This is a genomic window from Sulfuricaulis sp. (assembly GCF_041499725.1).
In the GTDB taxonomy this organism is placed as follows: Bacteria; Pseudomonadota; Gammaproteobacteria; order Acidiferrobacterales; family Sulfurifustaceae; genus Sulfuricaulis.
On record NZ_JBGQKW010000099.1, the window covers coordinates 1 to 9401 of the forward strand.

At 59.7% G+C, this 9401-nt stretch carries 13 protein-coding genes; 3 read left to right on the forward strand and 10 right to left on the reverse strand.

Annotated features, from left to right (window positions below):
* Together ACC569_RS12915 and ACC569_RS12920 are read left to right on the forward strand one after the other, a co-directional pair.
* Nucleotides 1-1194, forward strand: a 1194-nt coding sequence (locus ACC569_RS12915; protein WP_372523945.1) for a helix-turn-helix domain-containing protein, incomplete at its 5' end; no start/stop codon positions are given.
* A 9-nt stretch (nucleotides 1195-1203) separates the two neighbouring features.
* Nucleotides 1204-1890 (forward strand): PQQ-binding-like beta-propeller repeat protein, encoded by a 687-nt coding sequence (locus ACC569_RS12920; RefSeq protein ID WP_372523946.1) that lies wholly within the window; start codon nucleotides 1204-1206, stop codon nucleotides 1888-1890.
* A gap of 98 nt (nucleotides 1891-1988) precedes the next feature.
* Here ACC569_RS12920 and ACC569_RS12925 read toward each other — a convergent pair whose 3' ends face one another.
* The 9 genes from ACC569_RS12925 to ACC569_RS12965 form a co-directional block, all read right to left on the reverse strand.
* Entirely contained in the window at nucleotides 1989-2900 is a 912-nt protein-coding gene (locus tag ACC569_RS12925) for an alkaline phosphatase family protein (RefSeq protein WP_372523947.1), read from the reverse strand.
* Between the two features lie 81 nt (nucleotides 2901-2981).
* Nucleotides 2982-3554 carry a DUF4337 domain-containing protein gene (locus ACC569_RS12930; protein ID WP_372523948.1) on the reverse strand — a complete coding sequence of 191 codons (573 nt, stop codon included), beginning with the start codon at nucleotides 3552-3554 and terminating at the stop codon, nucleotides 2982-2984.
* Nucleotides 3555-3613: 59 nt separating this feature from the next.
* Nucleotides 3614-4252, reverse strand: a complete 639-nt coding sequence (locus ACC569_RS12935; RefSeq protein WP_372523949.1) for a hypothetical protein — start codon at nucleotides 4250-4252, stop codon at nucleotides 3614-3616.
* A gap of 33 nt (nucleotides 4253-4285) precedes the next feature.
* Entirely contained in the window at nucleotides 4286-4552 is a 267-nt protein-coding gene (locus ACC569_RS12940; protein WP_372523950.1) for a HigA family addiction module antitoxin, read from the reverse strand.
* Nucleotides 4553-4582: 30 nt separating this feature from the next.
* Nucleotides 4583-4825: a type II toxin-antitoxin system HicA family toxin gene (locus ACC569_RS12945; RefSeq protein ID WP_372523951.1), complete on the reverse strand. Its 243-nt coding sequence runs from the start codon at nucleotides 4823-4825 to the stop codon at nucleotides 4583-4585.
* Nucleotides 4822-5037 (reverse strand): 2-phospho-L-lactate guanylyltransferase, encoded by a 216-nt coding sequence (locus ACC569_RS12950; RefSeq protein WP_372523952.1) that lies wholly within the window; start codon nucleotides 5035-5037, stop codon nucleotides 4822-4824. Before ACC569_RS12950 ends, ACC569_RS12945 begins: the two co-directional genes overlap by 4 nt.
* A 31-nt stretch (nucleotides 5038-5068) precedes the next feature.
* Nucleotides 5069-5356: a hypothetical protein gene (locus tag ACC569_RS12955; RefSeq protein WP_372523953.1), complete on the reverse strand. Its 288-nt coding sequence runs from the start codon at nucleotides 5354-5356 to the stop codon at nucleotides 5069-5071.
* Nucleotides 5357-5549: 193 nt separating this feature from the next.
* Nucleotides 5550-5807 (reverse strand): MoaD/ThiS family protein, encoded by a 258-nt coding sequence (locus ACC569_RS12960; RefSeq protein WP_372523954.1) that lies wholly within the window; start codon nucleotides 5805-5807, stop codon nucleotides 5550-5552.
* A 4-nt stretch (nucleotides 5808-5811) separates the two neighbouring features.
* On the reverse strand, nucleotides 5812-7020 hold the full coding sequence (locus ACC569_RS12965; RefSeq protein ID WP_372523955.1) for a glycosyl hydrolase: 1209 nt from the start codon (nucleotides 7018-7020) through the stop codon (nucleotides 5812-5814).
* A 132-nt stretch (nucleotides 7021-7152) separates the two neighbouring features.
* Here ACC569_RS12965 and ACC569_RS12970 point away from each other — a divergent pair, with 132 nt between their 5' ends.
* Nucleotides 7153-7641 (forward strand): GFA family protein, encoded by a 489-nt coding sequence (locus ACC569_RS12970; protein WP_372523956.1) that lies wholly within the window; start codon nucleotides 7153-7155, stop codon nucleotides 7639-7641.
* 144 nt (nucleotides 7642-7785) lie between these two features.
* Here ACC569_RS12970 and ACC569_RS12975 read toward each other — a convergent pair.
* Nucleotides 7786-9401: EAL domain-containing protein (locus ACC569_RS12975; RefSeq protein WP_372523957.1), on the reverse strand; the 1616-nt coding region annotated here is incomplete at its 5' end.

The window sequence follows — 9401 nt, forward strand, 5'->3', positions numbered from 1 at the left end:
CGTGCACTCGCCGCGGGTGATCCCCTCGGCGCATTGAAGCGGGTCGCCTTGCGCGAGGACGCGCCGGCGCTCGCGCTTCGAGGCATCGCGATGGCGCAGCTCGGCGATCTCGTTCGAGCGAAGGCGCTCGTGCGACGTGCGGCGCGTGCCTTCGGTCCGAAAGAGGCCGTGGCCCGCGCCAGGTGTGTCGTCGCCGAGGCCGAGATTGCGCTTGTCTCGCGCGACTTGGGCTGGCCTGCTAAGCGGCTCGACGCAGCGCGGGCGACGCTCGAAGCGCACGGCGACCGGGTGAACGCCGCGCATGCGCGGTATCTCGAAGTCCGCCGCCTCCTCTTGATCGGGCGCCTCGACGAAGCCGAACGTACGCTCGCCGAGCTCGACCCCGCGCCCTTCCCGCCCGCGTTGAGGGCCGCCCACGAGCTGGTCGTTGCGGGGATCGCGATGCGACGCCTCCGGACGAAGACGGCGCGTGCGGCACTCGCTCGGGCCGAGCGCGCCGCGCGCCACGCCGGTATCCCGGCGCTGACGGCGGAAGTCGAAAGCGCATCCCTCGTCCTGAACACGCCCGCGGCACGCCTGATTGCGCGTGGCGCGGAGCGACTTCTCCGGCTCGAGGAGGTTGAAACGCTACTGGCGTCGAAGGCTCTCGTGGTGGACGCGTGCCGTCATGTCGTGCGTACCGCAGGCACGGTGGTGCCGCTCGCAACGCGTCCGGTGCTGTTCGCGCTCGCACGCGCGCTGGGCGAGGCGTGGCCCGAAGACGTGCCGAGGGACACGCTCATCGCGCAAGCATTCCGGACGAAGTTCGCCGATGAATCGCATCGCGCGCGATTGCGAGTCGAAGTCGGGCGGCTTCGCACGGTGCTTCGGACGCTGGCCGGCGTGAGCGCGACGAAACGAGGATTTGTGCTGATGCCGCGCCAAGCACGCAAGGTTGTGGTACTGGCGCGACCCGTCGAAGAAAAGCATGCGGCGGTGCTGGCCTTCCTCGCCGACGGGGAGTCGTGGTCGAGCTCGGCACTGGCACTTGCGCTTGGAACGAGCCAGCGCACCGTGCAGCGGGCAGTCGACTCGCTGGCGGCCGCAGGCAAGGTGCAGTCGTTCGGTCGCGGGCGAGCGCGTCGTTGGATGACCCCGCCCGTGCCGGGATTCACGACAACCTTGTTACTCCTCGCGCCGCTACCGAATGACTAAGATGCCGTCATGAAACGATCAACAGCCAAAATCATCCGTGAGTATGGACCCTTTCCAGGTGTCGACCACGTGCATGGGGTTACGTACGACGGCCAGCAGGTCTGGTTCGCCGCCGGAGACAAGCTGCTCGCCCTCGATACGGAGAGCGGCAAGACGCTGCGCTCCATAGATGTGGCCGCGCATGCAGGAACGGCCTTCGACGGCCAGCACCTGTTTCAGATTGCCGAGGGCCGCATCCAGAAGATCGATCCGCAGACCGGCCGTGTGCTCGCCACGATCCCGGCGCCCGGCGGCGGCGGTGACTCGGGGCTCGCGTGGGCCGAAGGGACGCTCTGGGTGGGGCAGTATCGGGACCGGAAGATCCATCAAATCGATCCTCAAACAGGGGCGATTCTTCGCACCATCGAGTCCAACCGCTTCGTCACCGGGGTCACCTGGGTCGACGGCGAGCTTTGGCACGGCACCTGGGAAGGTAACGAGAGCGATTTGAGACGAGTCGATCCTCGAACGGGAGAGGTCCTGGAGAGGCTCGAGATGCCGCCCGGAGTAAACGTGTCGGGGCTCGAGTCCGATGGCGGCGATCGGTTCTTCTGCGGAGGAGGAAAGAGCGGGAAGGTGAGAGCCGTCCGCCGGCCCAGGCGAGTCTCCGCGGCGGGCAGCGGCTCCGAGACCCCCGTCGAACCCACGAGCAAGTAGTCGAAGCGGCCCTCGCTAGACCAATAGAGTCAGGCTCGATTGAACGATAGTTCTCTTTTACTGCTCGCCTTGGTCTGATCGGAATGGACTCATACATTTTATTGTGTCCAAATATCTTTTATTGAGTTTACCTTTATAGTTTCCCCAAGAGGGCGCAGCTCATACATGTCAATGATGGTTCGGAGGACATGATAATGGAGCACTCTTGTTTCATAGATTCCACGCTTGACCATGGGGCCAACAAAGATGGTCGGAATGTGGTTGTCACTCGAATTGTCATCTTCATCCCACGTGAGAATCAGCAGACTGTTATGAGTCGCCGCCCATTTCACATAGGAGCCCAGATTCTCTTTTAGCCATCTATCGCCCCGGATGATTGACGGCGGCGGAGCACCATCATGCATATCATTCAGCTGGTTTGGCACGACTATCGATACGGTTGGCAATTGTGAGTAGTCTGAAGGAAACATGTCGAATGGCAGGTTCATTGGGGGCGCGGTGTTTCTCCACGACCAATTGGCCAGCGGATTATGTTTTCGAAAGTAATGTCCGGATACACAACCGGTATAACCAGCCGATGGCATCGACTCGGAATATATGGCGAAACTCAGGCTCTTGCGAATGAGCTCGGTTGCCAGGTTGTCGCCAGACAGCGAAAGAGGGCATCGGTCATCAATAATCCCGTGTGTTGTCCCTGAAAACAGGGCCAGGTAGTTGGGCTGGCTGGGGTGCGTAACGCCAAATGACTGAGTAAACAGGGCGCCGTCGTTGGCCAGGGCGTTTATGTACGGGGCGGCTGCGTTGCCAATGATCTGTGTGTAGGATTTGTTCTCCTCGACAACGATGACGACATGGTCCGGACGAGGAATCTTGTTGATCGAGTCATTGCCGCCCTTGACTACATCACCCGCCGGCGCCGCTGATGCCGGGGAGGATACGGCAATTAATAATAAATAGATCGAAGCAAACCAAAAGGTCCGCGTGAGCGGACACAGCCGAATTGCCTTCATGATTTTACACGCCGCAACAAAACACGGCATGATAGCCACACGTTGGGCGCTCCCCAATCGTAGAGCCATGATTTCATCGGTTCAGGCCAAGAAGAACGACATACCGGCGAAGATCACGCCGCCCGCCGCGGCGACACCGGCCACCCCGAACAACCACCTCTTGCGCGTCAACACTGTTATGGAGGCGAGCGAGATCGCGATCTGAATCAGCGTTATTGCCTGCTCCGCACGGTGCAACGGATGTAATAGGTGTTCACTCTCTTCGTCAGCGTGGCGCGACTTTTCTTCCAGCGCCTCCGCTTTATCCTTGATCTCCTGCTTCTCTTGCTCGTAGCGCTCGACTTGCTTGCGGTAACTCTGAGCTTTGGCCGGCGGGCTCAAGTCCGCCGCCACTTGCATGAGATGGCCCTTGGTGCTCTTGGCCTGATAGTAATTCCATTGGTCGGACGCCTCCGCTTTCTTGAGTACTGCTTCGTTCTTGTACAGCATGGCCTGACTCAGTGTGGTGGCCACGTGATAGCCGACGACGGCTCCGAGCGTGGCCAGGAGTGCCGTGAAAATCGCGATTGATTGCGCCAACCCCGGGCCGTGCTGGGCTTGGTGCTCAACTTCGTGATCGTGCGGGCCGTGTACATGGATGCCGTGTTCAGACATTAATTCCCCCCTCAATTATCAATAGTTCAGACTCGATTGAGCGATTGTTGGTTCTGGCCCTAATTTTGTGATTTCACAGCCAGAATCGTCACTTCCCCCGTTTGCAGATTGACCCGGAAGGATTTATGGACCAACAGGAACCGGCCGGTTTCCGCTTGGACCACGTTGGCGTCCGTGGTGAGTTGCAGCACGATCCAGTCGCCCGGCGTCTTGGCGCTGACGTAACCGCTGCGCGCGTCGTCGAATATGGGAAGGCGGATGCGGCGCTCCTGGCCGTCGCGCGTGACGATCAGAAATTCGCGATGGGCGACAGTGCCCGGGTTATGCAGCTCCAGCCGGTAGGACAGGGTATGACTATTAATACCGTTAATATTGAGCGTTGCGTTGCCACTGGTCTCGATGTCTTTAGCGGCGGGCGACGGCAGCCACTCGCCGTAGGCATCATGATGCGACTTGATCACATATCCACTTGAACCGAGGATGACCACGACGAGAAGGAGTGTGAACCACTGATTATGCTCATTCCAATAGGCGACGATGGCAAGGATCAGAACGGTGGGCAGGCTGAGGACCAGAGTGGTCACGATGACCGATTCCCCGAGAGTCAGTTGATCGCGAAACCAATTCGAAATGAAGCCCAGCGCGGCGAACGCCGCGACCGTATACAGCACAGTGATGATGACGATGAGTTTCTTCATGCGCTCTTACCGCCGCGTTTTTTGCCGTTGAACTTACGCCGCCTTGCGGCGCTTCATCGCCTGATCGAGGTCATACGTCGCCTGCAAATTCATCCAAAGCTTCGCAGAGGTTCCCAGCGCCTTGGCAAGGTCCAACGCCGCTTCGGCCGTGATGCCGCGCTTACCCTTGATGAGTTCGTTCAGACGAGCGCGGGTCCAACCCAGTTTCTTGGCAAATGCCAGATGGGTAATGCCCGCGGGATTGAGAAACTCCTCCAGGAGGATCTCGCCGGGGTGCAACGGATTCTTGGGCTGTTTCATAACTAAAGACTCCTGGCATAGGGGCAGGAATTATCGAAAGCTTTTCAGCAGCGCATCCCGATCTACGCCTTTGTGCTGCGAGACAGCACGGAGGATGCTGCTTAATGTGCCGATGCGAAGAACGGTGTGGTCCGGTATGGCGAGGCGCTGATGCTTGGGTTCTTCGGTCTGAAGAATAATGTGGCTACCTTGCTGGTTGACTATGCGATATCCCCAATCGCGGCATAGTCCCTGAACTACTTGCCGCCCGCTCAAATCCCTCGGCAGCTTCATGCGCAGGCGAGGATTTCGTCGCGCACCATATGCAGTCGAATGGAAGAAGGAAGGTTCTTCGGTTGATCGAAATAATAAGCGTGCACGACCTCGCGCACGTTATCGCGCAACTGCTCCCACGTATCGGCCTGGGTAAAGATCGGCTCCGTGAGACATTCCGTGCAGAAACCGCCGTCGGCTTCCTGTGTAACTTCGAAGATCAACTCGCTCATAATTTAAATTCTAGTAATACTAATACATTGGTCAATTACGACCCGCACGGGTCTTTCTTACTTCAGTGACGAGTTTCTCGATTTCCGAAAGTGTCGGGGCGCCGAGCTTGGCGGCCGATCCGCGGAGCGCGCGCACCATGCGTCCGAGTTGCTTGCGGGCTGTCTCGCGTTCTTCAGATTCGATAATGAGCACGTTGGCGCCGCGCTGGACGCGTACCTTAGCGCCGAATCCCTTCAACCATTTGGTTGGAATTAGAAATCCGCGTTTGGTATAGCGTGCGTCGCCCATATCGGTGTTCCAAGAACTGTTGATGTGCAACAGTATAGCTTCACCTCAACCGAAATCCCACCCTAAAGCTAGGGGTGAGAGTGCCAACAGGTAAGCGATGGAACTCAAGGGATACTGTTACGGCGGGAACGTGAAATTCACCGTCCAGACGCCGCATCCGTACCTCTTCAATCATTATTATTGCCCGATCTGCCGCAAGACCGCGGGCGGGGCGGGTATGCCATTACCCGCCGCTCAATGCCTGCACGAGGATCACCGAATCAGTCGGGCGTAGTGACTGCGTTATATTGAATACCTGGTCGCCGTTGACGAAGAATCGCATGTGCGGGCGCATCATGTTCTGCTCGTCGATCACGCGGAAACGCAGCCCGGGGTATTGACGGTCAAGGTCGGCGAGCAGTTCGATGAGCGTGGCGCCGGTGGCTTCGACCTCGCGCTCTTTGGTGTAGGAGAGTAGCGGCGTGGGGATCAGCACCTTCATTATCTCAGTCTGCTTCCGCGGCCTCCACCGCGTAAATTTCGGGAAGGTGCCGCGCGAGGCACGTCCACCGACGGCCTTCGGCGCGGCTCATCCACAACTCTCCGCTTGTCGTCCCCAGATACAGTCCCACGGGATCTTGCGCGTCCGCGGTCATGGCCTGGCGTTTCACCGTCCACCATGCCTGATTCTTGGGCAGTCCGGCATCGAGACGCTGCCACGTCTCGCCGCCGTTGCGGGTCACGTACGCGGCGGGTTTGCCTTCCGGGCTCGTGCGCGGCCACACGGTCGTGCCATCCATCGGAAACACCCACGCGGTGTCCGCATCGCGCGGGTGCACCACCATCGGAAAGCCGATGTCGCCGACATTCTTCGGCATGTGCTTGCCGATGCGTGTCCACTCCTTCGACGGCCGGTCGAGCCGGTAGATGCCGCAGTGATTCTGTTGATACAAGCGGTCCGGGTTGCTCGGACAAAGCTGGACGCAATGCGGGTCGTGGAAGGCGATGGTGGCGGCGTCGAAGCCTTCGACCACTTCCATTCCTTTTACCAGGGCAGACCAGCTTCGCCCGCGGTCGAACGATTCGTGCACACCGCCGCCCGACATAGCGAAGTAGAGATGCGCCGAATCGCGCGGGTCGACGATGATCGAGTGCAGTTTCGGTCCATCCGGCGTGCCGTCCTGCTCGCTGCCCATCCAGGAACGGAACTGCGGATCGTCGTTGATGATGGAGAACGGTTCCCACGTGTGGCCGCCGTCGTCAGTGCGGAACAGCCCCTGCGGCGAGGTCCCGGCGTACCACGCCTTCGGTTCGTTGGCGTGGCACGGCGTGAGCCAGAAGGTGTGATTGACCACGCGGCCCTTCTCGCTTTCCGGCGCCTTGGCGAAAGCGGGTGGCTTTGCGGCTTCCTTCCAGGTGCGGCCGAGATCCGTGGAGCGAAAGATTGTCGGGCCAAGGTGGCCGGTCTTTGCCGCCGCCAGCAGCGTGCGTCCGTCGCGCGGGTCGAGCACGAGGTGATTGACGATGTGGCCGAGAAAGTGTGGTCCTTCGACGCGCCACGTCTTTCGTTTCGCATCGCCGTGAAACAGCCACGCGCCCTTGCGCGTGGCGACGAGTACCAGCACCCGGCGCGATCGGCGAGGGCGTGAGGCAGGTTTGGCACGGACGTTGGGTCCATGCTTTCGGGTGGGTGATTTTTTGTTAGTGCGCGCCATGTATTGGTTCTCCTCTGCCACAGGATTCAACACTCTGCCCGACAAGCATGTCTCGCGGACCATACGAAATCAACCCTAGGAGGTGTAGGCTAATGTTCTGGTTACGTTGGGCCAATGCCGGGGAGATTACCCATGGAGCTCAAAGGATCGTGTCACTGCGGGAGCGTTAGATTCACCGTCCAGTCACCGCATCCGTATCCGTTCAATCTTTGTTATTGCTCGATCTGCCGCAAGACCGCGGGCGGAGGCGGGTATGCCATTAATCTCAGCGGCCGGTACAAAACGCTGAAGGTCACGGGCAAGAAAAATATTACTGTGTACCGCGCGCGGCTGCGGGACGAAGCGAGCGGGAAAATTACCAAAAGCACGGGGCGCAGGAATTTCTGCAAGAAATGCGGCAGTGCGCTTTGGCTATGGGACCCGGAGTGGCCGGAGCTGGTGCATCCGTTCGCCTCGGCGATCGACACCGAGCTTCCGGTTCCGCCCGAACGCACGCACCTGATGCTGGGATCGAAAGCGAACTGGGTGCCGGTCTTCTCCAGTCCGCGCGACAAGAAGTTTGACGAGTATCCGGAAGAATCCATCGCGGAGTGGCATCAGCGATTGGGGCTTGAAGGCTGAGGGACAACAGTGCCCAACGTTGGGCATTAACCCGTTCGCACTTCGACAGGCCTGTCCTGAGCTAGCCGTTCGGTCTTCGACAAGCTCAGACCGAACGGCGAGTCGAAGGGTTCAGTGCGAACGGAGCGAAGCCTGAGAGAACTGTTACCGGGCCGGTGAATCCCGGTGGCTGGCCGGGATCATGTGCTCGATGGGCGCCGGAACCGCAATGCCATATCCCTGCGCATAGTCCACGCCCAGTTCCCGCAGACGATCGAGTATCGCGCTGTTTTCCACGAACTCGGCGATCGTCTTGATCCCCATCACGTGCCCGATGTTGTTGATCGACGCGACCATGGCGTCGTCGATCCGATCGTTCACCATATCGCGCACGAACTCGCCGTCGATTTTCAGGTAATCCACCGGTAGGGTTTTGAGATACGCGAACGACGACAGACCGCTGCCGAAGTCGTCGAGCGCGAACCGGCAGCCGAGTCTTTTCAGGGAACGAATAAATTCGCTCGCTCGCACAATATTGTGGATGACCGCGGTCTCGGTGATCTCGAAGCAAATGACATGGGGCGGCACATTAAGCCTGGCGAGCTTACCCTCGATGTAGGCTTGCATCCCCTCCTCATTGAGCGAGTTGCCGGAAAGGTTGATCGAGAGGGATATGTCGCCGGTATCCAGTAGTTGGCGCTGCTTTCCCAGATGCGCCAGCGTGTTTTGTATGACCCAGCGGTCGAGTGACGGCATGAGGTTGTAGCGCTCGGCGGCGGGAATGAAGACTTCAGGCAATATTTCGCTGTCATTGTCATCCAGCATGCGCAGCAGCACTTCATAATGATTCCAGGTTGTCGCACTGGAGCTATTCAAGTCAAGGATCGGTTGGACATAAAGCCGGAAACGATTCTGTTCCAGGGCGCCGGAGATAAGCGACGCCCAATGCAACTCGCGCTCGCGCCGTGAGAGATCTTTATCCTCCACGGTGTAGACATGGATCCGGTTGCGTCCCAGGTCTTTTGCCATGTAGCAGGCGACGTCGGCCTGGCTCAGAAGCTGCGACGGGCCCTCGGAGGCGGGGGTGACGGGGACGAGCCCGATGCTGACGCCGACTTCGAACACCTTGTCCTCCCAGGAAAAACGAAGCTCACCGATCATGCGGCACAGCGAACGGGAGATTTCATCGGCTTTGGCAAGAGGGCAGTTTTCCAGCAGCAGGCCGAATTCATCACCGCCGAGCCGGGCCACGATATCTCCGGCGCGGGCGTGGTCCTTGAGCAGCATGCTGATCTGTTGCAACAGCGCGTCGCCGGCGATGTGCCCGCAGGTGTCGTTGACGACCTTGAACTGGTCCAGATCCAGGTAGCACAAGGCGTGCTCGCCGTCTCCGGAGCGGACATCACGCAGGAGCCGTTCGAGCTGACGGTTGAATTCCGAGCGGTTGACGAGACCGGTCAGGGAATCGTGCCTGGCTTGATGTGAAATCTGTCTGACCAGCCGCTTTTTCTCGGTGGCGTCCTTGAAAACCAGGACGGCGCCGACGACGCGGCCATCGGTGTGGCGGATGGGGGCGGAAGAGTCTTCAATCGCATATTCATTGCCTTGCCGGCTGATCAGCACGACGGCGTTGGCCAGGGACACCACGCTCCCCTCTTCCAGGCACAGGGCGACGGGGTTGATGGCGGGTTTCCGCGTCACTTCATCGACGATACGGAATACGTCGGGCAACGGCTGGTCACGCGCCTCCGGCTGGGACCAGCCGGTGAGCTGTTCGGCGA

Bases quoted from the DNA above. Each gene is read 5' to 3' on its own strand.
- ACC569_RS12920 (WP_372523946.1), top strand. From the start codon at position 1,204: ATGAAACGATCAACAGCCAAAATCATCCGTGAGTATGGACCCTTTCCA.
- ACC569_RS12925 (WP_372523947.1), bottom strand. From the start codon at position 2,900: ATGAAGGCAATTCGGCTGTGTCCGCTCACGCGGACCTTTTGGTTTGCT.
- ACC569_RS12930 (WP_372523948.1), bottom strand. From the start codon at position 3,554: ATGTCTGAACACGGCATCCATGTACACGGCCCGCACGATCACGAAGTT.
- ACC569_RS12935 (WP_372523949.1), bottom strand. From the start codon at position 4,252: ATGAAGAAACTCATCGTCATCATCACTGTGCTGTATACGGTCGCGGCG.
- ACC569_RS12940 (WP_372523950.1), bottom strand. From the start codon at position 4,552: ATGAAACAGCCCAAGAATCCGTTGCACCCCGGCGAGATCCTCCTGGAG.
- ACC569_RS12945 (WP_372523951.1), bottom strand. From the start codon at position 4,825: ATGAAGCTGCCGAGGGATTTGAGCGGGCGGCAAGTAGTTCAGGGACTA.
- ACC569_RS12950 (WP_372523952.1), bottom strand. From the start codon at position 5,037: ATGAGCGAGTTGATCTTCGAAGTTACACAGGAAGCCGACGGCGGTTTC.
- ACC569_RS12960 (WP_372523954.1), bottom strand. From the start codon at position 5,807: ATGAAGGTGCTGATCCCCACGCCGCTACTCTCCTACACCAAAGAGCGC.
- ACC569_RS12965 (WP_372523955.1), bottom strand. From the start codon at position 7,020: ATGGCGCGCACTAACAAAAAATCACCCACCCGAAAGCATGGACCCAAC.
- ACC569_RS12970 (WP_372523956.1), top strand. From the start codon at position 7,153: ATGGAGCTCAAAGGATCGTGTCACTGCGGGAGCGTTAGATTCACCGTC.